Annotated in this window: 20 protein-coding genes; 9 read left to right on the top strand and 11 right to left on the bottom strand. The window is 53.4% G+C overall.

Annotation, left to right across the window (positions count from 1 at the left end):
- Positions 1-92 precede the first annotated feature (92 nt).
- Positions 93-698 carry a hypothetical protein gene (locus NAI64_RS08135; protein WP_269299471.1) on the top strand — a complete coding sequence of 202 codons (606 nt, stop codon included), beginning with the start codon at positions 93-95 and terminating at the stop codon, positions 696-698.
- A gap of 22 nt (positions 699-720) precedes the next feature.
- On the opposite strand, the gene NAI64_RS08130 is transcribed toward NAI64_RS08135, so the two are convergent.
- On the bottom strand, positions 721-1,869 hold the full coding sequence (locus tag NAI64_RS08130) for a class I SAM-dependent methyltransferase (RefSeq protein ID WP_269299469.1): 1,149 nt from the start codon (positions 1,867-1,869) through the stop codon (positions 721-723).
- Positions 1,870-2,027: 158 nt separating this feature from the next.
- Between NAI64_RS08130 and NAI64_RS08125 the strand changes: the two genes are divergently transcribed.
- Genes NAI64_RS08125 through ttcA form a run of 3 tightly spaced genes read left to right on the top strand, consistent with a single transcriptional unit; the run spans position 2,028 to position 4,067 of the window.
- The gene (locus NAI64_RS08125; protein ID WP_269299501.1) at positions 2,028-2,816 is read left to right on the top strand and encodes an SDR family oxidoreductase; all 789 of its coding nucleotides are present in this window, start codon (positions 2,028-2,030) and stop codon (positions 2,814-2,816) included.
- A gap of 4 nt (positions 2,817-2,820) precedes the next feature.
- Complete coding sequence (locus NAI64_RS08120) at positions 2,821-3,216, top strand: dihydroneopterin aldolase (RefSeq protein WP_269299467.1); 396 nt, start codon at positions 2,821-2,823, stop codon at positions 3,214-3,216.
- Between the two features lie 17 nt (positions 3,217-3,233).
- Positions 3,234-4,067, top strand: coding sequence for a tRNA 2-thiocytidine(32) synthetase TtcA (gene ttcA, locus NAI64_RS08115; protein WP_269299465.1), 834 nt, complete (start codon positions 3,234-3,236; stop codon positions 4,065-4,067).
- On the opposite strand, the gene rfaE2 is transcribed toward ttcA, so the two are convergent.
- The gene (rfaE2, locus tag NAI64_RS08110; protein WP_269299463.1) at positions 4,059-4,538 is read right to left on the bottom strand and encodes a D-glycero-beta-D-manno-heptose 1-phosphate adenylyltransferase; all 480 of its coding nucleotides are present in this window, start codon (positions 4,536-4,538) and stop codon (positions 4,059-4,061) included. The genes ttcA and rfaE2 overlap by 9 nt on opposite strands.
- Positions 4,539-4,738: 200 nt before the next feature.
- Here rfaE2 and NAI64_RS08105 point away from each other — a divergent pair, with 200 nt between their 5' ends.
- On the top strand, positions 4,739-5,455 hold the full coding sequence (locus tag NAI64_RS08105) for a DUF3108 domain-containing protein (protein WP_269299461.1): 717 nt from the start codon (positions 4,739-4,741) through the stop codon (positions 5,453-5,455).
- Positions 5,456-5,462: 7 nt separating this feature from the next.
- Here the strand turns inward: NAI64_RS08105 and NAI64_RS08100 are convergent, their stop codons facing one another.
- Complete coding sequence (locus tag NAI64_RS08100; RefSeq protein ID WP_269299459.1) at positions 5,463-9,197, bottom strand: translocation/assembly module TamB domain-containing protein; 3,735 nt, start codon at positions 9,195-9,197, stop codon at positions 5,463-5,465.
- Positions 9,197-10,897: an autotransporter assembly complex protein TamA gene (locus NAI64_RS08095; protein ID WP_269299457.1), complete on the bottom strand. Its 1,701-nt coding sequence runs from the start codon at positions 10,895-10,897 to the stop codon at positions 9,197-9,199. The genes NAI64_RS08100 and NAI64_RS08095 overlap by 1 nt, the downstream gene beginning before the upstream one ends.
- Before the next feature lie 294 nt (positions 10,898-11,191).
- Between NAI64_RS08095 and queC the strand changes: the two genes are divergently transcribed.
- Complete coding sequence (queC, locus tag NAI64_RS08090; protein WP_269299455.1) at positions 11,192-11,932, top strand: 7-cyano-7-deazaguanine synthase QueC; 741 nt, start codon at positions 11,192-11,194, stop codon at positions 11,930-11,932.
- An 88-nt stretch (positions 11,933-12,020) separates the two neighbouring features.
- Here the strand turns inward: queC and NAI64_RS08085 are convergent, their stop codons facing one another.
- The 6 genes from NAI64_RS08085 to NAI64_RS08060 form a co-directional block, all read right to left on the bottom strand.
- Positions 12,021-14,414: a phosphoketolase family protein gene (locus NAI64_RS08085; protein WP_269299499.1), complete on the bottom strand. Its 2,394-nt coding sequence runs from the start codon at positions 14,412-14,414 to the stop codon at positions 12,021-12,023.
- Between the two features lie 284 nt (positions 14,415-14,698).
- The gene (gene glmU, locus NAI64_RS08080) at positions 14,699-16,057 is read right to left on the bottom strand and encodes a bifunctional UDP-N-acetylglucosamine diphosphorylase/glucosamine-1-phosphate N-acetyltransferase GlmU (RefSeq protein ID WP_269299452.1); all 1,359 of its coding nucleotides are present in this window, start codon (positions 16,055-16,057) and stop codon (positions 14,699-14,701) included.
- Between the two features lie 39 nt (positions 16,058-16,096).
- Positions 16,097-16,582, bottom strand: a complete 486-nt coding sequence (locus NAI64_RS08075) for an asparaginase domain-containing protein (RefSeq protein ID WP_269299451.1) — start codon at positions 16,580-16,582, stop codon at positions 16,097-16,099.
- 11 nt (positions 16,583-16,593) lie between these two features.
- Positions 16,594-17,322, bottom strand: a complete 729-nt coding sequence (locus tag NAI64_RS08070) for an L-asparaginase (protein WP_269299450.1) — start codon at positions 17,320-17,322, stop codon at positions 16,594-16,596.
- 52 nt (positions 17,323-17,374) lie between these two features.
- Entirely contained in the window at positions 17,375-18,268 is an 894-nt protein-coding gene (gene ylqF / locus NAI64_RS08065) for a ribosome biogenesis GTPase YlqF (protein WP_269299449.1), read from the bottom strand.
- Positions 18,269-18,278: 10 nt separating this feature from the next.
- On the bottom strand, positions 18,279-19,205 hold the full coding sequence (locus tag NAI64_RS08060; protein WP_269299448.1) for a histone deacetylase family protein: 927 nt from the start codon (positions 19,203-19,205) through the stop codon (positions 18,279-18,281).
- A 358-nt stretch (positions 19,206-19,563) separates the two neighbouring features.
- Here NAI64_RS08060 and mltB point away from each other — a divergent pair, with 358 nt between their 5' ends.
- A complete protein-coding gene (gene mltB / locus NAI64_RS08055; protein ID WP_269299446.1) occupies positions 19,564-20,676 on the top strand; it encodes a lytic murein transglycosylase B in 1,113 nt (370 codons plus the stop codon).
- 204 nt (positions 20,677-20,880) lie between these two features.
- Complete coding sequence (locus NAI64_RS08050) at positions 20,881-21,225, top strand: hypothetical protein (RefSeq protein WP_269299444.1); 345 nt, start codon at positions 20,881-20,883, stop codon at positions 21,223-21,225.
- A 60-nt stretch (positions 21,226-21,285) separates the two neighbouring features.
- Here the strand turns inward: NAI64_RS08050 and NAI64_RS08045 are convergent, their stop codons facing one another.
- The gene (locus NAI64_RS08045; RefSeq protein WP_269299443.1) at positions 21,286-22,527 is read right to left on the bottom strand and encodes an acetylornithine/succinyldiaminopimelate transaminase; all 1,242 of its coding nucleotides are present in this window, start codon (positions 22,525-22,527) and stop codon (positions 21,286-21,288) included.
- Between the two features lie 337 nt (positions 22,528-22,864).
- Between NAI64_RS08045 and mnmE the strand changes: the two genes are divergently transcribed.
- Positions 22,865-24,253: a tRNA uridine-5-carboxymethylaminomethyl(34) synthesis GTPase MnmE gene (gene mnmE, locus NAI64_RS08040; protein ID WP_269299441.1), complete on the top strand. Its 1,389-nt coding sequence runs from the start codon at positions 22,865-22,867 to the stop codon at positions 24,251-24,253.
- Positions 24,254-24,277: the final 24 nt, after the last annotated feature.

The raw sequence follows: 24,277 nt of genomic DNA, 5'->3' as shown, positions 1-24,277 counted from the left end.
TGCCCGTAAGGTACGAAAACTCATGTTCGTTTTATGGGCACTTTTTCAGTACAATGACGGATCGGTTGTATTACTGACTATGGACTGATCGAATGATTTTCAACGCTTTAAAAAAATACAAACTGTTTCTTTTGTGCCTGCTCATCGCACCGGCCGTATCCATTCTGACCGGTTGCGCACGCCCGAATGACGAAGATATGGTCGATATGCTGTCGGATGCCTACCAATGCAAGTGGATCAAGGTCGGCTCTTATGAAAAGACCGATTCCCTGCCGGGTATCTGGACATATGTCGCCCAGTACGACTTCACGCTCCGTTTCCGTGAAGGCGAAGCCGGCGCCTACAAGTTCATGAAAGGCTTGTACAACACCGTCCCCGGCGAAACCGACTGGCAAAAAGTTCTGCAGAATCCGAATGCACGTGCCTATATCCGTGACAACTGCTCTCCGCCGGCGCAGAAAATCATGGAACAGATCGCCATCCGTACCTATATGCAACTGGATGACAAAAAAATGTCCACAATCCGGATTCCCCTGTCGGTCAGTCTCTCCGGATGGGCCGAAACGTCTTCCGGCCGTGGCGGATGGAACATGGATATGCGCCGCGACAAGGTCAAAACCGACTTTACGTGGTCCGAGCCGATCCAGAGAAAAGATCTGACGGCAAAGATGGCGACTGCGCAGTCTTCCGGCAAATAAGGTCTTGTCCCCTTTCCACGGTTTACAGCCGCCCGCTTCTGTCGATCGCCGACATGAATGCGGGCGGTTCGACATGGTGTCCCAATACCATGACCTTGAACAGCTCGCCCATCTCGGCCGACGACAGCAAGGTCTGGACTGCCCGTAACCGTACGGGATCGCCGGTATTGTCTCTTACCTCTTTTTCCAGTCTTTCGATCAGTCCCGCTCCGATCAGGAAAGCCGCCTGATTCGCATAGCACAGCACATCCGCTCCGCCCGTTTCCGCCTCACGTGCAACGGCCGTAAAATCGACATGCGCCGTCACATCCTGCAATCCCGGAAGATAAAACGGATCGGTATGCGCCTGATGCTGGTAATGACACATCAGCGTTCCACGGATTCTGTCGGGATGGTAATACTCATGCGCAGGAAACCCGTAATCAGACAATACCGCCACACCGGCTTTTCCCGATACCAGCATATCGGCCAGTGTCCTGACAAATCCGTATGCACGCGTGTGGATTTCCGTGACATATCCTTCCGGCAGCCTGTCCGCATCGGGAATCCGGCATGCGATGGCATCCAAAAGCACATCACCTGCCGTCCGCTCGCGCATTACCAGTTCCCCGTCTTCATATCCCACACCCAATTCATGCCAACTGCCGTCCCGCCTGACAACGAGCTCTACCGGCATGGCATCGAGCACTTCATTGGCGATCATCACACCATCGAAACATTCCGGCAACTCTGTCAGCCAGCGTACCATCTCATATCCCGCCAGCGTCTGTTGCTGACGCTGACGCAACTCCCCGGAAAGCTCCAGTATGCTGTACTGTACCGGCGGTCTGCCGGCATCGGCCAGTTCATCCATGATGTCACGCGCCAGCTTGCCGGACCCCGCTCCGAATTCCAGTATCCGCATGCCTGTCTGTTCCAGTAACGGCAATATGGCTTGTGCCATGGTCCTGCCGTACAGGGTGCTGATTTCAGGTGCCGTCACGAAGTCCCCGTCACGACCGAGTTTGACTGACCCGCCGCTGTAATAGCCCAGTAACGGTTCATACAAAACACACTCCATGTAGCGTGCAAACGATATCCATCCCTCCTGCGACATAATCTCCCGGATAATTTTCCGTTTCAGTCTGTCGGATGAAACGATTGCTTCCGGTGGCACTTGTACATTTGTCATATACGGCAATCTTTCCTGTCGATCATTCCTGACGTCAAGTCTAGCGCCAAACCATCGAAAGATCGCCATTTACCGCACAGGATGACACGATCCCTGCCGCAAACCCTGTGGCTTCGCGTACAATTTCGTTTTTCATCCGGCAAAACGACTTTCCATCCATGTCCCCTCAGCCATCCAAAATCGCAGTGGTCACCGGCGCCGCCAGACGTATCGGCCGCGTTATCGCCCTGTTCCTTGCCGAACATGGCTGGGATGTCGCCGTGCATTACCGTTTCTCCGAACAGGATGCGATGCGAACGGTCCAGGACATCCGGAATCTGGGACGCCGTTCCGTCGCGCTGCGTTGCGATCTGACCGATGAAGATGCCGTCAATACCCTCATGACACGGGTTCAGCAAGCTCTGGGAACGCCATCGTGTCTCGTCAACAATGCTTCGGTATTCGAGCACGACAGCGTAACTGACTTTTCGGCGCATTCGCTGGATTTTCACATGCGCACGAACCTGACGGCACCGGTATTGCTATCCCGTGCACTGTACGCCATGACACCTGAAGGTGAACAATCGGTCGTCATCAATCTGCTGGACCAGAAACTGGACAATCTCAACCCGAGTTTTCTGTCCTATACCCTGTCGAAAGCCGCACTGAATACCGCCACCACCCTGCTGGCACAGGAACTGGCACCGAAGCTGCGTGTCGTAGGCATCGCACCCGGCATTACCCTCGTCTCGGGTGAACAGACCGAACAGGATTTCCAGATCGCACACAAAAACACACCGCTGGGACGTTCCAGCACCCCCGAGGACATCGCTTCGGCCGTCTGTTTCGTCGCCGATTCTCCGGCCATTACCGGCACGACCATCATGGTCGACGGCGGGCAACACCTGATCCCGTTATCGCAGGATGTCATGTTCATCGCAAAAATGAGCGCTCAAAACAACTCGTAATACCATGCATACACTTCTTCATCCCAAACTGATCAATTGCCGCAGACTTTTTTTGCGCAATTACGAGGTACCGGTCCGGATCGGTGTCCACGATTTCGAAAAAAAACGCGCCCAGCGCCTGCTGGTGAATGTGGACCTGTATATTCCCCTGGCCCTCTCGACACCTGTCAATGACCAGCTCTCCGAAGTGGTCGATTATTCCTTCATTCGGGATACCCTGGCCGAACGGACATCGAAAGGCCATATCAATCTCCAGGAGACATTATGCGATGATGTCGCACGCATGCTGCTTGCCAACCCGCATGTCATGGCCGTGCGTGTGTCCACGGAAAAACCCGATGTATATGAAGATTGCGAAAGCATCGGCGTCGAAATCTTCCGTTTCCGCGAAGATCTCTGAACAGGCACCGGTTCGACATGGTTACGCGCAAACAGTTTTACAAAACCGGCTTTGAAAACAACAAACTGGTAAAGCGCTTGTACCGACAGGTCGGCAAAGCCATCGGTGATTTCAACCTGATCGAGGATCAGGACAAGGTCATGGTCTGCATGTCCGGTGGCAAGGACAGTTTCGCACTGCTCGATATCCTGCTGGGGCTGCGGGCCCGTGCGCCGGTTCATTTCGATATCGTCGCCGTCAATCTGGACCAGCATTTTCCCGGATTTCCCAAAGATATCCTGCCTGCCTATCTCAGGGAACGCAACGTACCGTTCCATATCGAATCGCAGGATACCTACAGCATCATCGAACGACTGATTCCCGAAAACAAGCCGGTCTGTTCCCTCTGTTCCAGATTGCGGCGCGGCATTCTTTACCGCGTCGCAGGAGAGCTGGGGGCAACCAAGATCGCGCTGGGACACCATCGCGACGATGTACTGGAAACATTCTTTCTGAATCTGTTTTTCGGTTCCAAACTCAAGGGCATGCCACCGAAACTGAAAACCGGTGACGGTCGCCATATCGTCATCCGTCCGCTGACCTATGTGCGAGAAGCCGATATCGAACGTTTTGCCGCATTGCGCGACTATCCGGTCTTTCCGGAAAACCTGTGCGGCGCGAAAGAAAACCAGCAACGCCGCCATATCAAGATGATGCTGCGTGAATGGGAAAAACGCTATCCAGGCCGGATCGAAAACATTTTTTCGTCACTGTCCACCGTCGTACCGTCACACCTGATGGATCGTGATCTTTACGACTTCGGCACACTGGCGGCAGACTCCGCCGGGACGGAAGAACCGGATTTATTTTGAGCGTCTGACTTTTTCCAGCAATGCGGTCGTCGAACGATCGTACTGGAAGTCAATCGCCCTGACCTGTCCGCCATACGAAAGCACCTCGCGCCCTTCCGGAATGACATGCATGTCGTAATCACCGCCCTTGACATAAATATCCGGCCTGCATTCCCGAACAATCGCCTGCGCCGTATCTTCGCCGAACGGCACGACCGCACTGACCGATTCCAGTGCTGCAAGAACCGCCATCCTGTCTTCGCAGGTATTGACCGGACGATCGTCACCCTTGCCGAGCCGCCTGACTGAGTCATCGGTATTAACGGCCACCACAAGCGAAGCGCCAAGGGCTCGCGCCTGTTCCAGATAAGTCACATGTCCGCGATGCAAAATGTCGAACACACCGTTCGTCAACACGACCGGTTTTGGCAAACCGGCAACTTTCGACACGATCGAGGAACGATCACATATTTTTTCGTAAAAAGAAGCCATCCGGATATCCTGAAAATCTGTCATGCCTTGCAACCATCGGCAGAAAAAATCCCGCAAGAACGGCGGAAATGCCATGCCGGCCGTACCCGGCATGATAAGCTGTCACTGTTTCCTGTTTTGTTCTCGGGTATCAGCTACCGGCAGGATGGCATGACCTGCCGGTAATTGTTCATTATTACATGCCGATCGGGAACTACGAAATGAAAAAGATACGCTATGTTATGGCCTTGATGACGTTGTTTGTCATTTCTGCATGGGCTTGTGCCGGTACTGCCGCCGATATCCCGCCATCCGCCGATCTGTCGTACTCGGTAAAAGCCGAATATAACGGGCTGGCATTGAACGGCAACTCATCCATCCAATGGAAAGCTTCAGCGAAAAACTATTCGATCCGAAACGAGGCAAAGGTATCGCTCTTCGGCAAGATTCTGGAAGCCGACAGCACCGGACGAGTTGATGCACAGGGACTGGTACCGGAAAAATATACCGAAAAACGGCTCCGCAAGACTCAAACGACTACGCTTTTCGATTACGTCAACCATACGGTCACTTTCCGCGCCGACAAAACGGCACCGCTGAATGAAACCGTACAGGACCGTGCCAGCATCGTCTGGCAACTGGCTGCTGTCGCAAAAGCCGATCCTGACCGTATCGTCCCGGGCACGACGCTGACTTTTCCGGTTGCCGGCAGCAGCAAAATCGAGCCATGGATATTCAAAGTCATCAAGAAGGATGAACTCACCACCCCGCTAGGCACGATCAAAACCGTCGAACTGTCAAGAAACGACCGAAAAAAACAGAAAATGCGCGTATGGCTTTCGCCAGACCACAATTGGTATCCGGTTCAGATCCTGTTCGATGAAGAAGGCGGCCTGAAGCTTTTGCAAACCATCCGGAATATCGCACCGCTTCAGTAAGCCCTCATCAGTCGAACCGCCAGTCATAGAAAAGATCGACGGCGGTAATGGTTCCCGTCTGGCCGACAAGCGACAGGTGTCTGGAAATGATATAGCGCAACTTGATCAGGTTGGTCGCGCCGGTCAGTCCCTGTTCATACGTCAGGTACAGACGGGACGAAATGCGCTTGGTCAATGACAAGACCGTCTCATCCAGTTCGGACGACGAAGAAATATCGATATCGTCCAAACCGATGGTACTGGCCAGTCGTGTAGGCAAACCGCCCGACTGTTCCGTACTTAGCAGCGCCGCGGCAGCGGTCGCGATCATTGCGCGTTGCTGGTCATCGCCTTTTTCTCCGCCGCTGTCGCCCAATACCAGCCAGGACAGTTTTTCCGTATCCGAGACTTCCGGTGTCGATACCAGCTGGACTTTCGGAGACTGCGCAGACCCTCTGACCGACACCCCGACTTCGGTCACATCTTCCGTCTGCGGAAATTTCCGGACTGCCAGAATGTTCAGCGTCGGATTTTCGACCGGTCCGCCGAACATCACTTCACCCTTTGCGATCGTGAGTTTCTGACCGAATGCGCTGTAAGTCCCGTTGACTGTATTGATCGTACCGAAAACCCGCAAACGATTGTCTTGTGAGGAAACAGCCTGTATTTTGCCTTCCAGACGTGTATCGAGTCCTTTCCCCTTGAGATAAAACTGGTTGCCAAGATCGACCGTCAAATTGAAATTCACCGGAACCGGTTGACCGGCCTTCTTTTCCGGCCGTCCCAGCACAATCACATCCTTGCTGTATGTCACGCTGGCACTGTCTGCCAGAATGATCGTCGCCTGATTGACACGCCAGTTTCCATTCAACTGCAATTTGTTTTCATCCAGTGCAAACTGCCCTTTTCCCGTTATGGACAGTTTTCTGTCCACACCCGAAAGTATCTGTAACCGGTCTGTCTCGAAATGCAAATCCGTCTGAAGCTGCCCGTTTTTCAGAAAAACTGCACCGCCGATCTGCATATTGCCCTGTGGACCGTAAATAATGCCTTTTCTGATTTGCAAACGATTGCCGTCCAGAACCGCCGCGAGCTCACCTTTGGACAAACTGACGCCCATACTCAACCAGTTGAACGCCAGATTTTTCCCGTTTATCGTTCCAGACAAGTCCGGATTGCCCAGTGTACCGCTTCCCCTGACGGCCAGGGCTAGCGCACCACCCAGTTCGATATCCGGCTGTCCTGCCAATGGCGCGATCCATGCCAGAGACGGCATATCGGCATGCACGGACAGTTGCAACGGACTGTTTTGTGTGACACCCCAGCTTCCGTCCTGCTGGGTCAACCGTGTCATCGCCGAAACGGCGATATTGCCTGCTTTCCCGCTTTGAACCCTTGCATCCAGATTGACCGTATTGCCCGACAGCTGCATCTGTACATCAAGAGTATCCAATCCAAGCTGTATCACATTGTCGCCCATCAGGGTGATATCGCCGTTTTCGCGATAAAGATGCATCTGCCCATCCAGACTGTTACCCGTTTTGACAGACCAGTCCGCCCCCAGCTTCAGCGTAGTATGGACTGAACCGGATGCATCGGGAGAAATCGCAAGCAAATACGCCAGCGGAACCGCCTTGGCGCTTCCCGATGTTTCGATCACGTTGCCTTTCCGAACGAATTTTTGGACCGTCAACCTGCCGTCCGGCAACTTCAACACCATGTCACGAATCGAAAAATCATCGGCTCCGACCGTAAGCGGCACGGCATCCACAAGCACAAACGACAATCGCCCACGATTTTCCAGCGATTCCAGCTCCCCTTTCCACAAACTGCCGGACACAAATCCTCCGGATGCCCGTGCCGACAAGTCGAACATATCGTTCTGTGCTGCGGCTTGCAGTGTATGGGATCGCCCCGTCCCGTCGACTTGCGCACGAATCGTTTTCCAGTTTCCTGAACCGAGTTTCGCGTCATCTATTTTGACATCGACCGCTATCCTGTCCTGAGGCGCCATACCGAACCGGATATCCGCCTGCAATTTTCGTGCGCCGAAACGGTCCATGAGCAGGAATTCCGAACCGTTCAAATGCATCACAAGCCGGAAGTTGTCCAGTACGCCACGCAGTTCGCCATCTCCGGCGAGCGTTCCTTGCCAGCCTGTCCCGAAAGCCTTCAGATCGGGAGCATCCAGTTCCCAACGCAAGCTGTCATCCGTTTGACCGAGGTTGCCTGCCGCTTTCAGCGAATTGGCACCCAATGCCAGCGATAAATCGGCATCACGTATCTCTTTCCCACGAATCCGGAATCTCCCCTGACCGGACAATGGCTGATTCAGCAACCGGCTCGGCAAAAAAGCGTATCGTACCTGCAAATCCGGTTGCGGTTTCACCGTACCGGCAATACCGATATCGGCATTGAGATCGGATGAAGGGAATTTGCCGAAATCGGCAAAATTGAACCGCCGGATTTGCCCATCCAGTGCAAGCGCCCCGCCTTCTGCCAGACTCATTCTGCCCGTCATTTTCAAGATGCTGTCATCCGCTCTGACCAGCATATCCTCCAGCAACAGATCATCGCCTTTTTTCCGTACCAGTGCATTCAAGCGAATCGCCCGTTCATTGAGATTCAGGCGAAATTCCTGTATTCCTTCTGATTCGATGAAGCGAATGTTTCCTCCGACATGCGTCTGGCGGATGACAGAACTGATTTCATGCAAATCAAACCGTGTCGTCGCCAGCATCACTTCCGTGCGTTCCGCCGAAAACAGTCCGTTACCGTCGAATCTTCCCGCTTTGCCGAAATCCAGCACGATATCGCTCAGCGTGATCCGATCGATTAGTCCTCCGATTTTTCCCCCCAGAAAACGAACAGGAATCCGGTTACTGTCGATGGAACCGGCTTTTCTGTTTTGAACCGATACCTGTCCCTTTACGGTTTGCCCTCCACCGGCCGCCACATCGACCTGTGCATCAAGCAATGCCTGTGGCCATGACGACTGGATCACTGACGGATCAATTCCCCTGGCATCCAGTCTGACCGATTCGAAAGGAAATCCCGCAAACGGGGTAACGACGGCATCCAGTTTTCCCGCCGCACCATACCCGTCGAGTATCCCGCCAACCGCCAGTCTTTCCAGACTGCCGCCAAGCACTACATCCGCACGCGCACCGTTCAGGCTGTTTTCGAACCGGATAGTGCCATCGATCATGTGGGGCTTTGCCATACCGAGTTCGATCTGGATCGTGGCATTGCCAAACGGACTGTCGAAACCGAAATCATCCAGACGCCATGCCTTTTCGTCGGAAACCAGCGAAAAATGCACTTGTTCCAGCGATATGCCGATACCGGCCTTTGCCAGCGACACGACACCCGCCTCCACCTGTGCGACACGAATCGCCAGAGGGGGCGCCAGTGAATCCGGCAAGACAAATGGCTCATCGGACGACTGTTTCATATCGACGGCAATACGTTCCGCCGCAATCCGTCCGATATCGATTTCACCCCGCAAGAGCTTCCATGGATTCCAGACCAGCACCAGACTATCGATCTCGATATCCTTTTCAGGACTGGAAAAAGATATCTTTTCGACTTCGAGCGAATTGACCAGCGTGCCGGATACTCCTTCGATTTCGATATGGCCACCGCCTGCCTGTACGACCTTTCCCGCGATCCACTGCAACGTCCATTCCTGGCTTGCCAGCCAGATGAATCCTCCCAGCACAAACAGCGGGATCAACAACCAGATCAGAAAACGACGTCGCATTAGAAAGTAAATCCCAGTGAAAAATGTAAACGGAAATTGCCGGTTCTCTCGCCGTAGGCCAGATCGACGCCAACCGGTCCGGCAGGACTCCGCCAGCGGCCACCGATACCGTAACCGACAGCAGGATCAAGTTCGCTGACCGTATCGCCGGCATTGCCTGCATCGACGAAAAAGGCTACGCCCCAGTTCCGCAAGAAATAATACTGATATTCCACACTGGCGACAGCCAGATAACGCCCGCCGACAATGGCATCGCCTTCCCGTACCCCCAGACTTTCATAGGCATATCCGCGTACCGACTGGTCGCCACCTGCACGGAACATAAGTGTCGAGGGAATGCCGCTCTTGCCGTCGGAAAAAACGGCACCTAGCTCTCCGCGCAAAACAAGATGGCTGTTCTCGCTAACCGTCTGCAAACGCAACCCCTTGAAATAACTCCGGATAAACGACTTGTCCGTCAGCAACGGCTCGACGGCAACTCCTGTCTGTGCTTCCACGGCATAGCCCTTTGTCGGTGCCAGCCGGTTGTTGAGACGCCTGATGATGACACCGAACGTTACCGGCATGGCCTGACTTTGCTGACCGTCGGCCCCGTCGATCCGGGTATGTTCATTCAGATATTCGGCACGAACATACTTCTCGAAACGCGGCGTTCCCCACGCCCGTCTGATATTGGCGCCGACGACCCGCGTGTCTTCCCCCTCGATTTCGGAACGGTCATACATGACACCGAAACTGTCCCTGACGCCCTCCATCGATGGCGGCAAATACACATCGGCCTTGGCGGTACGTTGCTTCGATTGCAAGACGACTGAACTGTTCAGTTTATAATCCCTGCCGAACAAATGCAGATTGTCATACGACAGGCTGATACGCTCTGCCGTATCCGTACTGTAACCGATACCGACGGAAACATGTTTTTTCATGTTTTCCACCACAGTGACGGTTACCGGCACTTCATCCAGTCCGGATTCAAGATCGGCCGACACTTCGACCGAACGGAAATAACCGGTATCCTGAAGACGTGACTGCCAGTTCAGCAAGGCATTTTCGCGATATGTCGAACCGACCTTGACCGGACGTTGCCCCATGATGACATCCTCGCCATAACGCTGCAGCCCGACAATCCTGATCGGTCCGAATGTCACCGGTTTACCGCTGTTTATCACGACTTTCAGAGTCACCTTGTCTGTTTCCGGATCGACGATAGCTTGCGAATCTTCCAGTTCCGCCCGTGGATAACGCACCGACGTCACCTGTTTGAGCAAGGCGACCTTTGCTGCTTCCCAGTCTGCCATTCGGAAGACCGAACCGGCAGGCAACTGCCATTCTTTTCTCAATTGCTCGACATCAGGTCGCAATGACGCTTCCTGAGTGGCGATCGCCCCCGTAAATTTGATATCGACAACCGCGACCTTCACCGGCTTGCCGGGCTTGACGTCGATGACGACGTGTTTCCCCTGATCACCTGACGGTTGCATATCCATTTTCACGACCGGAGAATAATAGCCTTCCGTCTCCAGCAAATGCCGGATTTCGTCTGGTGTATTCCGATAAAAACGGCGCAGCTGCAAGGCATCGATCTGCTTGTCACCCTGCCACCGGATCAGCTCGAGATTCTGTTTCAACAGGGTGCGGATCGCTTCCGGCGCCCTGATCTCCACATCATAGGGCAATGGCGCCGCATGTGATGCAGACATACAAGCGCCCAGCCAGAACACTATCAGACCTGCGAAACATAAACGCAGCCAGTACACCGTCATACGTGCCGCTTTGCAGTAACTGAAATTTACCATCATGCTGGACATAAATGATCGCCGAACCATTTTGCCATGAATAATGGCATATTAGCCGACCGGCCGTACAATCATGCGTTCCTGTTCAAATCGTTTAATATATTTCAATAAACCGGAAAAGCCCGACATTGTATAGCATCCGGAAATCACGCAGGATGACATGGTTTTTGTGCCATCCCCTATTGTTTTTGATACAGAATGAACGCTCCTCTCGATACTCACACTACCGCACCAGTGAAAAAAGCGCTGGTGCTTTTCAGCGGTGGCCAGGATTCGACGACATGCCTTGCCTGGGCACTGAACCATTATGACACAGTCGAAACCATCGGTTTCCGTTACGGCCAACGGCATGCCGTCGAACTCGATGTCCGCCCGAAAATTCTTGAAAAAATGCGTCGTTTCGCCATTGACTGGCCTGGCGAACTTGGTCCCGATCACATTTGCGATCTTTCTCTGATCAGTGACATATCGGAAACCGCCATGACGGCTGATATGGAAATCCGCATGATGGAAAACGGATTGCCCAATACCTTCGTTCCGGGGCGAAACCTGATGTTTCTGACTGTCGCCGCCATGCTGGCGTATCGCCGTGGCCTGAATGTTCTGGTCGGTGGTATGTGCGAAACCGACTTTTCCGGTTACCCCGATTGCCGGGACGATGCGATCAAGGCCCTTCAGGTCGCCCTGAACATCGGCATGGATACCCGTCTGAATCTCGTGACACCGCTCATGTGGAAAAACAAGAAAGAAACATGGCAACTCGCCTTCGATCTAGGCGGCCAGTCACTGGTCGATCTGATCGTTCAGGACACGCATACCTGCTACATGGGTACGCATGACCAATTGCACGAATGGGGCTACGGGTGCGGCAAATGCCCGGCATGTATGCTGAGAAAACGGGGTTTTACCCAATACTGCGCCGAAAAAAACGCACAGTGACCGCCATGGTTCGATGATGGGTGACAAAAAAACGCACGCCCCACGGAGCGTGCGTTTTTTTGCTTCCATGCCTGCCATCAGACAGGTATCAGGACTTACCGTCCGCCCAGTTCCAGTCCCTGATTTCCGGCATATCCTCACCATACTGGTAAACATAGGCCTTGTGTTCCAGCAACCGGTTACGCAAATACTGCTTCGTATAGGCAGCTTTCGCTCCCAGACTGGGCAAGCGATCGATCACATCTCCGGCCAGATGATAACGGTCCAGATCGTTCATCACCACCATGTCGAACGGTGTGGTCGTCGTTCCTTCTTCCTTGTAGCCACGTACATGGAAATTCTTGTGATTCGTCCGGCGATAAGTCAACCGGTGAATCAGCCATGGATAACCGTGATAGGCGAAAATGACCGGTTTGTCCTTGGTGAACAGTACATCGAATTCCCTGTCGGACAAGCCATTGGGATGATCAGCCGGCTGCTGCAAGGTCATCAGGTTGACGATATTGATCACCCTGATCTTCAGCTCGGGAATATGTTCACGCAGGATCTTGACTGCGGCCAGCGTTTCCAGTGTCGGGACATCGCCGCAACATGCCATCACGACATCGGGTTCAGACCCCTTGTCGTTACTTGCCCACTCCCAGATACCGATACCGGCCGTGCAATGCCGGATGGCTTCGTCCATCGTCAGATACTGCAAGGCAGGCTGTTTGCCGGCAACAATCACATTGATACGATGCCTGCTCCGCAGGCAGTGATCGGTCACTGACAACAGGCAGTTGGCGTCAGGTGGCAGATACACGCGGGTGATATCGGCTTTCTTGTTCATCACCAGATCGATGAAACCCGGATTCTGGTGACTCAAGCCGTTATGATCCTGCCTCCAGACATGCGACGTCAGCAGATAGTTGAGCGAGGCAACCGGGCGACGCCATGGGATATGTCGGCAGACTTCCAGCCATTTCGCATGTTGGTTGAACATGGAATCCACCACGTGGATAAATGCTTCATAGCACGGGAAAAAGCCGTGACGCCCCGTCAGGATGTACCCTTCCAGCCAGCCTTCGCACTGATGTTCCGACAGCATTTCCAGCACACGTCCGGTATGCGATACCTTGTCGTCCGTCGGCTTGATTTCGTCCATGGATGCCCGTTCGGTGACTTCGAATACGGCATTCCAGCGGTTGGAAGACGTTTCATCCGGACAGAATACCCTGAAATTCCTTGATTCCTCATTCAGAACGAAAACATCACGGATCATGTTGCCCTGAACCCGTGTACTTTCGGCCACGACAACACCCGGCGACGGAACATCGACGGCATATTTCCGGAAATCCGGCATACGCAATTCACGCAGCAAAACCCCGCCGTTGGCATGCGGATTGGCCCCCATGCGCCGGTTGCCTTTCGGCGCCAGTTCCGCCAGTTCAGGCCTTAGCTTGCCATGCTCGTCGAAAAGCTCTTGCGGTTTGTAGCTCAAGAGCCAGTCATTCAGAATTTTCAAATGTTCCGGATTGGTTCTGACTTCATTGACCGGTACCTGATGCGAACGGAACGTCCCTTCGATCTGCAAGCCGTCAACGACCTTCGGGCCGGTCCATCCTTTCGGGCTGCGCAGCACGATCATCGGCCACTTCGGTCGTGTGGTGAATCCGTTTGCGCGCGCCTCGGCCTGTATCTGACGGATTTTCGGAATCACGATATCCAGTGTGGCCGCCATCTTCTGATGCATGACCATCGGATCTGAGCCTTCCACATAATACGGTTCATAGCCATAACCACGCATCAACGCATCCAGTTCTTCCGGCGGAATACGGCCCAGCACAGTCGGGCCGGCGATCTTGCCGTCGTTCAGATGCAAAATCGGCAATACGGCACCGTCATATACGGGATTGATGAATTTGTTGGAATGCCATCCTGTCGCCAGCGGCCCGGTTTCGGCCTCGCCATCCCCGACCACACAGGTCACGATCAGATCGGGATTGTCGAATGCGGCACCATAGGCGTGGGAAAGCGCATACCCCAGCTCACCGCCTTCGTGAATCGAACCGGGCGTTTCGGCTGCCGTATGGCTCGGAATGCCTCCCGGGAACGAAAACTGCGTGAACAGTTTTTTCATCCCCTCTTCATCTTCCGAAACATTCGGGTAAAACTCGCTGTAGGTTCCTTCCAGATAGGTATTGGCCACAAGCGCCGGACCGCCGTGTCCGGGCCCCGTCACAAAAATCATGTCCAGATCATACTTTTTGATGACCCGGTTCATATGCACATAAATGAAATTCAGACCTGGAGTCGTTCCCCAGTGTCCCAGCAATCGCGGCTTGATATCTTCCGGCGACAGCGGTTTTTTCAGCAATGGATTGTCGTACAAGTAAATCTGTCCGACCGAGAGGTAATTGGCCGCGTTGAAGTAATCGTTGATTTTGCGCAGCATGTCAGGAGAAAGTGGTCCTGCATTCTGGTCTGGCTTTTCCGCATTCATACCCATATTCATTTCCTTTCTGTTCTTTGGTATCCGGATTTTGCCGGACGCGGCAGGATCCAAATTCCGATGATTCAGGTAATGGCGAGTGAACGACAACCGTACTGAAACAGAAATACCGATACTGTATCAATACGGTAAAACTTTATTTCAACAGGAGAAACCGCCTTTGCTGTGCAAAGGCGTCCCTTTTGACAATATAACAGGAATTATGGCGATTTAGGCACTTTGCCGAAGCCAATTTTCAAAAAGCTGCGGTCGGTCAATTTTTACGGAAAAAGACGTCATTTTTTGGATTTTACCGGTCTTTTCCAGTCATTTATCGTAGTCTGCCGTGTTCTGGATACCGTCAGCGATCCTGCAGGCACATCCTTGGTCAACGTGGTGCCTGCACCGATCGTCGCGCCACTGCCGACCTTGACCGGTGCGACCAGCTCGCAATTCGTCCCGATAAAGGCATCATCCTCGATAACCGTCCGGTGCTTGTTGGCACCATCGTAATTGCAGGTGATCGCGCCTGCACCGATATTGACCCGGCTGCCGACGGTGGAATCACCGACATAGGCCAGATGATTCGCCTTGCTTTGAGCAGCGATATGGCTGTTCTTGACTTCGACGAAATTGCCGATATGCACTTCTTCGCCCAGATCGGCCCCCGGACGCAACCGGGCATAGGGGCCGATCAGCGATCCTGCGCCGACCGTCGCGCCGTCCATATGACAGAACGGACGGATTTCCGCCCCCTCACTGACGGTACTGTTTCTGATCACGCAATTCGCCCCGACCGACACACCGTCCGCCAGCACGACATCACCTTCGAAAACACAGTTGACATCGATGAAAACATCTCTTCCGCAACGCAGGGTACCACGGACATCGATACGTGCCGGATCGGCCAGACCGACGCCACTTTCCAGCAACGCGGCAGCCACATTCCGCTGATAGATCCGTTCAAGCGCCGCCAGCTGGCTCTTGCTGTTGACGCCAAGCGTTTCCCAAAGCTTGCCTGGCTGTACCGAGACAATGTCGATATTTTCCTCAACGGCTTTCGCGACGATATCGGTCAGATAATATTCGCCTTGCGCATTGTCGTTCGTCAATGCGGCAAGCCAGCGTTTGAGCGGAACCGTCGGCACGACCATAATGCCGGTATTGATTTCACGTACCGCCAGTTCTTCTGCGTTGCCATCCTTTTGCTCGACGATACGCCGTATTTTTCCCTTTTCGCGAATAATCCGCCCGTAACCGGTGGGGTCTTCCATCTCGACTGTCAGAATGCCCAGTTTGTCCTTGCCTGCCGCTTCAGCCAGACGTGCCAGCGATGCGGCACCGATCAGTGGTACATCGCCGTACAGAACCAGTGTCGGCACGGTTTCATCCAGTTCGGGCACTGCCTGCATGACCGCGTGTCCCGTTCCCAGCTGCGGCTGCTGCGTTACATAGACCAGATCAGGCGCCGCGATTTTCTGGCGCACCGTCTCGCCGCCATGACCGCAGACGACCACGAGTTTTTCGGGGTTCAATGTTCTTGCCGTCGTGATGACATGTTCCAGCATGGCTTTCCCTGCCAGAGTATGCAAGACCTTGGGAAGCGACGAATGCATGCGTTTGCCCATGCCGGCAGCCAGAATAACGATATTCATTGCAAACCAATCCAAAAATGTATTGTTATCAAATCAACTTCAAACCGCTTCAAAACAACCTTCCTGACGGTTTTTTCGGACATGCCGCCAGTCGAAAATCCTGCCGTTCATCGCCACATAAACACCGTGCGGCAACAACTGCGCTGCACCTGCCGCAAAACCGAAATTGAACAACGCGTCCGAGTTGTCGAATTCGTAGGGTATCATCGCACCGGTCAGGACGATCGTTTTGCCCAGTGATGCTTCTCCCAGTACGAGTGCCGTTTCCCGCATCGTATCGGTACCGTGCACGACTACGATACTTCCGGCCGCCGCCGATGAACAGGCATCGAGGATCTTCACACGATCGGTATCCTGCATATCCAGCGAATCCAGCATGCATACTGTCTCGAAAGTATAGGGCACCGAAAAACGGGCGCGCCTGAGGATCGCCGGAACATGACTGTCGCCGAAAACCAGCCGACCGCTGATTTCATCGTAATGTTTTTCAAAAGTTCCGCCAGTGGCAATAACATGCAGCGTCATTTTGCACCTTGTCAGAAACAGCAGAAATAATCCCTCACAACGGGATCGGTACGATACTTTTTGTTCCACCCGGGCGGACAGGGCAAAGAGGGGCCATCATAGGGGGGCAATCCTTGCCGAACGGGATAAACCGGCAAGACATCCGAAAACGAGCCATTCGGATTCAGACGCTTTTCAAGGCTGTACATATATCCCGGCAACAACGCCTTGCACACGCGGCTGAACCAAAGTGTATGTTCCTCGTCCTCGCCAAGCGCCTGTGCCAGTCCTTCGGGATCGAATCGCGACAGTGCGTCGATCAGTTCATCGGTCGTCGCTCCGGGAGCATCTCCCCATCCCATCACCGGATTGAAAATATAATCCGCTCCTGACCCATACCATCCCTCGCGCCATGGGCGCTGGAACCAGTTGCGACACCCCGTGAAAAGATGCCAGCGCCAGTGCAATCCCGATTCCCGTGGCCATGAGTGCAGATACAGGCGCTGGTAACCGGCACTGTGCAGTTTCCTGACCATATCCATGAGCCGCGCATGCGGCATGCGATCCGGCGCAGCCAGCCTGAACAAAATCGGTTCGCCATCGGCATGCTGAACCTCATCCGTGGAAAGGTTCAGGTCAAGACTGCGTTGTTCATTGCCGAAACGTGCCGATACCCAGCCTGTCAGCAAATTGACGGCCGTCAGCACGCCATACCCGCGATAGCGATGAAAAATAACGGTTCCGGGAGCGATTGGTTTCATGTGATGCATTATAAATCGGAAACAGGCTCAGCCCTGCAACCGCAAATTCAAGTCATTCATTCTTGTCCGTTTTCTGATTTTCGCCGTCGAACGACTCCAGCATGACGCGACGGCTTTCCGGCGTTTCGAGACTGACGCGACCGATCGCGCCGCTACGATAATCCTGCAAGAGCGTATGCGCCCCCTTTTCGATATCCGGTTCCCCGCCCCTGATTTTCAGCCCGCGCTTGCGTGCGATCATTTCCGTCAATCCGATACCATCGAGTCCTTCGACAGGCATTTTGTAGCGTGCCGCCAAATACTCCGGATAACGCGCCAGCAACACGTCTCCCAGAAAGGCAGCCACTTCTTCCTCGATCAGTGCATTCACGCCGACCGCATGACTGGCCGCCAGCATATAACCATCATCCGGATAAACGATTTTCGGCCACAGCATGCCCGGTGTATCGGTCAACACCATATTTTTGTTCAGATACAACCTTTGCTGGCTCTTGGTGACTGCCGGCTCGTCCCCGACCGCCGCGACACGCCGTTTGAGCAACATATTCATCAATGTCGATTTCCCGACATTGGGAATACCCATAATCATGATTCTGACCGGCTTGCCGGGCCCGTTGCGGTGCGGAACCAGTTTCTGGCATAACGGCGGAATCCGCGCGACATCCGAAGGATTCTTGCACGAAATCGCAACCGCATGGACACCGGGCCGAGCATTGAAGTCATCCAGCCATGCACGGGTAACCGCGGGATCCGCCAGATCGCTCTTGTTCAGGATTTTCAGTACCGGTCGCTGGCGATGCCGCCGCAATTCTTCAACCATGGGATTGCTGCTGGCCGCAGGCAAACGGGCGTCCAGCACCTCGATCACCAGATCGGTCATTTCCATCGTCTCTGCCGCTTTCCGGCGGGCGGCATTCATGTGCCCCGGAAACCACTGGATAGCCATATTTCCGAACCTACTCCACTTTGGCAAGCGCTTTCACATGCGCCACGACACTGCCTGCCAGCGCATCGAGGTTATAGCCGCCTTCGGAAAGACTGACGATACGTCCCTGCGCATATTCGTCTGCAATCGCCACCACCTGACGGGTAATCCAGGCATAATCATCCTCGACCAGATTCATGTCGCCCAGCGGATCGTCACGGTGCGCATCAAATCCGGACGAGATAAAAATCATCTCTGGCTTGTGCCGGTGCAACGCAGGCAACCATTTTTCGGTAACGACCTGCCGGATCACATCACCGCCTGTTCCGGGCGGAACCGGAACATTGACCATATGGGCGCGCTCCTTTTCATTGCCACAAAACGGATACAGATACTGCTGGTAATAACTGACCATCATGACACTGGGTTCATAGGCGAACACGTCTTCCGTCCCGTTGCCATGGTGTACATCGATATCGACGATAGCCACTCTGTTCAGTTTATGTACCTTGACGGCACGCATGGCAGCAACAGCCAGACTGTTGAACACGCAAAACCCCATCGCTTCGCCGATGGTCGAATGATGGCCGATCGGACGCTGGATACAAAATGCATTGTTGATTTCTCCTGCCAGAACGGCATCCGTTGCAGCGACAGCGGCGCCGGTCGTCCGCAAGGCTGCCTTCCAGCTGTAATGGTTCAGCGGCGTTTCATCCAGCGGATAATAGTCGCCCAGTGCGGGAATGTTGTTTTTGGCCTTGTTGATCATATCCTGGGTATGTACACGGCGAATATCCTGCTCTGTAGCTTCCGGCGACAAGCGATATTGCAAAACACGATCCAGCCCGCTTTCCCTGAATGCCTTGAGCATGGTTTTCATACGCGCCGGAGATTCCGGATGATGCCCGCCCATTTCATGCAACTGGCATACGGGATGAAAATAAACGGCAGTAGTCATAATCAAAAATCTTTCAGAATGAGTCCCTTCGCCCTGTTCAGGCGACAAGCCACCCGGCAACCGATACCATGGCAGCCCCATAATCCGCCCCAGAAAAGATGATACGGCATTCCCTGCCTCTTGGCGATGTATCGAACCGTCGATTTGCCAGCGGTTTTTCAGTCGATCCCGTCTATCGAATTCAGGCGGCAACTGCATCGCCTCATTTTATCCAATACTGTCCCTGACAGGATGACTATTGCACTATGTTGACTCAAGCGTGCCATTTCCTTCACGTTTGGTGTATTCCGGTTCTTTTTTCACCATCCGTTGCTATACTCTGCAAATCACTTTCACAAACCGTCGAGAAGGGATACTTATGGCCAGCATCAGCCGGATGGCAAAAAGCGGAATTCTTCTGTTTTCCATCCTGTCGGTTTCACTGACAGGATGCCGGCATATGCCAGACGACTCCGACTCCATCTCCAGTCCTTCGTCCTCCGTGTCCATACCATCGCCCGTCACAACGCAACCTGATGCCGATACATCCTTCGAAATCGCAAAATCCGAATTCATCGAAGCATTTTCAGACAAACATGCATTCGACAAGGCACAGCTGATCACACTGTTCGAACAGGTTCACCGTAACCCGACGGTCATCCGGCTTGTCACGCCATCAGGCAAAGCGAAAGCGAAAAACTGGCAAAACTATCGCAAAAACGTTATCGATCCGGCCAGAATATCGGCTGGCGTGCGCTTCTGGAACCAGTATGAAGACGCGCTTGACCGTGCCACGCAAACATATGGAGTCCCGTCCGACATCATTGTCGCCATTATCGGAGTCGAATCGGTATACGGCCGATATACCGGTAACTTCCGGATTATCGATGCACTGTCGACGCTGGCATTCAGCTACCCCGAAACCGCCAATCAGGCCGCACGGAAACGCTTCTTCCGGAAAGAACTGGAAAATCTGCTGTTGCTTGCAAAAGAAACCGGAACGGATCCGGCAAACCTGTATGGCTCCTATGCCGGTGCAATCGGTTACCCGCAATTCATGCCTGGCAGCATCCGTCAATTCGCTGTCGATTTTGACGGAGATGGCGCCATCGATCTGGAAAATTCTCCTGTCGACGCCATCGGCAGCATCGCCAATTTTCTCGTCAGCCATGGATGGAAAGCCGGTTTGCCGATCGTTTTCCCGGTACAGACACAACACGGCTGCACCATACCGCCATCCCTGCTTGATCAAGGACTGGCCGCCACACTATCCCTTTCGCAGCTTGAAAACGGCTGCATCATCCCTGAAAAGGACGTACCGGACAATATTTCATTCGGTTTGATCGATTTGCCCAACGGCACCGCACCAGCCGATTACTGGATCGGCACCGATAATTTTTTCGCTATCACGCACTATAACCGGAGTTATTTCTACGCCATGTCTGTCGTTTTGCTCGCACAGGAAATTGCCCATGCCAGAAACGGGGAATAAACCATCCGTTCCCTGTTTCTCGGTCGTATCGCAACCCCATCTGAAAAAGCCCGTTTTACACGAACTGCCTTCCTTTCGCCTACCCGGATTTTTCGTATATCCGGACAGCTTTCTCGTTTAAAATGGTTGAAAATCATTGTTTTCAGGTAATATGCCATTAAGCCTGTCATGTGTAGCGAACTTTGACTCACAGGATTCTTGAAAATGACGAACAAACAACCCGTCCCGGAAACGCCACCTGAAGAAGACCGGCTTGAAGATCGCGTATATGATCCGAACCGTCTTCTGGATACACTTATCCAGCATCTGAATCTCAAAAACGATGCGGCACTGTCCCGTGCACTGGAAGTCGCGCCGCCGGTTATCAGCAAAATCCGGCATCATCGATTGCCCGTCGGTGCATCGCTGCTGATCCGGATGCATGAGGTCAGCGAATTGAGCATCAAGGAACTGCGTCGGCTCATGGGTGATCGCCGCGCAAAATTCCGCATCAGCGACAAGCAATTCAAGCCGAAGCCTTCCGCCGGCAAGGACTCTCCGAAGTCCTGACCACACACAAGCGCTGTAAAGCAAAAACGGCCCGTTACGGGCCGTTTGGTTATGGAATCGTTACTGTCGGAGCCAGATATCGATCGCCTGACGCAACAGTTTTTCTCCCTGCCGGATATGTTCGTCCGACACGATTAGTGCCGGAACAAACCGAATGACATCGTATCCCGCCAACAGCAACAACAATCCCTGTTGCTGTGCGGCTTGTGTAATTTCTCCGGCACGTCCCTGATATTTTTCCGACATGACCATTCCCAGCATCAGCCCTTTTCCCCTGACACCGGCGAAAACGTCCGGATAATCCGCAGCGATCCTTTCGAGACTTTCTCTCAGTTTTTGTCCTGCCTCGACGACACGTGCAAGGAAAGCCGGCTTGTTGATGATTTCCAGCACCTTGCAGGCAACCGCTGCCGCCAATGGATTGCCCCCATAGGTCGTACCATGCGCACCGACCGAGAAAGATTTGGCGATCTCCGTAGTCGTGAGCATCGCAGCGATCGGGAAACCGTTCCCCAGCGCTTTGGCCGACGTCATGATATCGGGAACGACACCATAATCCATATAGGCGAAAAGCGTACCGGTTCTTCCCATGCCGCACTGGATTTCGTCAAAAATCAGCAGTGCATTCTTTTCATCGCACAACTGGCGCAATGCTTTCAGATAGGCTGGATCGGCCGGCAGGATACCGCCCTCGCCCTGAACCGGTTCGACGACGACCGCACAGACATCGTCACCGATCGCAGCTCTGGCGGCTTCGATATCATTGAACGGAATATGGTCGATCTGCGGTGGCAACGGTTCGAACCCTTTCGTATATTTTTCCTGGCCGCCGACACTGACTGTAAACAGCGTCCGGCCATGGAAAGAATGGAAACAGGAAACGATTCTGTTCTTCTTCGGACCGAAATGATCGTGCGCCCATTTGCGTGCCAGCTTGAAAGCCGCCTCATTGGCTTCGCCCCCCGAATTGCAGAAAAACACCTTTTCCGCAAACGTGGCTTCCGTCAGCGCCCGGGCCAGCTTCAATACCGGCTCATTCGTATAGTAATTGCTGACGTGCCACAAATTCCTGGCCTGTTCGACCAGCGCATCAACGATTTCCGGCGGCGTATGCCCCAGCCCCAATACCGCGATCCCGCCCGTCAAATCCAGATACTGCTTGCCGCTCTGGTCCCACAAGGCCAGCCCGGAGCCTCTGACAGGGATAAATGACGCCGGCGCAAAGACGGGCACCATCACATCATCGAAAGTCTGACGCGTTACCGGTTCATCGATTTTCCCGGTCGTTGTATTGGCAGACATGCTCATTTTTTCCTATGCTCCACTCATCAATAAAAAGCCCGCTTGCGGCACACAACTTTCCTACACAGAACCTTTCATGCACACAACAACACATGAAAACGAAAAGCCTGTACCGGAAAGAAATTTTATACGTTTCCGTTTTTCCTTTAAACGGTTTCAGACGATATTGTCCTGTCTTTCCGTATTTTCCGACAACCGCTTTTCCATACTTTCAACACCAAAAAGACGCTTATTGCACCACATTGCCCATGAACGCTTTTATTTTTTCGCCGCAGCAAGGATAATGCTTGAAGTATATGATTCACGGTCATGAAACCTGTTTTTACGTATATTTCCAATGAATACTGATTCTTCTCCTATTGCAGCCATCGCTACCGCGCCGGGACGCGGCGGTGTCGGCATTGTCCGGATTTCCGGCAAGAACCTTGAACCGTTCATTTCGGAATTTTTCAGAAACGCAACATCGGAATTGCCGCTGGAACCCCGATATGCCCACTTTCTGCCTTTCATGGACGAAGACGGCAACATCATCGATGAAGGTATCGCACTGTATTTCAAGGCACCGCATTCGTTTACCGGAGAAGATGTTCTGGAACTCCAGGGACATGGCGGACCGGTCGTGCTGCAAATGCTCTTGAAACGTTGTCTCCAGGTTGGCAAGCATATCGATCTCAGGATGGCAGAACCCGGTGAATTCACCCGCAGGGCATTTCTGAACGACCGTATCGATCTGGCACAGGCCGAAGCGATTGCCGATCTGATCGACGCGACCACCGAAGAAGCAGTCCGTTCCGCATCACGCTCGCTGTCCGGCGCATTTTCCAAAGAAATCCACGAACTGGTCGCGACAATCATCGAATTGAGAATGCTGGTGGAATCCTCGCTCGACTTTCCGGAAGAAGACATCGACTTTTTGCAAAAGGAAAATGTCCGCGAAAGAATCGCAGCGATCCGTAACTCGCTGGGTGGCATCGTCACACAAGCAACACAAGGCGCCCTGCTGCGGGAAGGTATTCACGTCGTGCTGGCGGGCCAGACCAACGTCGGCAAATCCTCGCTTCTGAATGTATTGACAGGCTCCAACATCGCGATCGTCACACCGATCGCTGGAACAACTCGCGACAAGATCACGGAAACCATACAACTCGAAGGAGTTCCGGTCACACTGATCGATACGGCCGGCATCAGAACCAGTACTGCGGAAGATGAAGTCGAACGTATCGGTATCGAACGCACCTGGAATGAAATCGAGAAAGCCGATGTCATTCTCCATTTGCTTGATGCCAGCATTGGCCCCACCCGTTCCGACGAAAAAATCGCTGCCGATTTTCCGGAAGGCATACCGGTCATTCGTGTATGGAACAAGATCGACATTTCGGGGCACCGTCCGTCGGTCGACAACATGTTCGGCATCACGCAAGTCTATCTGTCCACGCAAACCGGTCAGGGAATCGATCTGCTCAAGACAGAACTGCTCAAGATCGCAGGATGGGCACAGACAGGCGAATCGACTTACCTTGCCCGCGAACGCCACATGAATGCCATGAAAACCGCAGACAAGCATCTGGCCATCGCTGCCGAACATGCCATATCGGGATCTCCATCGCTGGATCTGCTGGCCGAGGAACTTCGTCTGGCACAGGATGCCTTGAACAGCATTACAGGTGCATTCACGTCCGATGATCTGCTCGGATTGATCTTCTCCAGATTCTGCATCGGGAAATAACCGTTTCACACGTATTTCGCCATA

The organism is Oxalobacter paeniformigenes (assembly GCF_027158465.1).
GTDB lineage: Bacteria > Pseudomonadota > Gammaproteobacteria > Burkholderiales > Burkholderiaceae_D > Oxalobacter > Oxalobacter paeniformigenes.
This window is presented reverse-complemented; position numbering and strand designations above follow the sequence as displayed.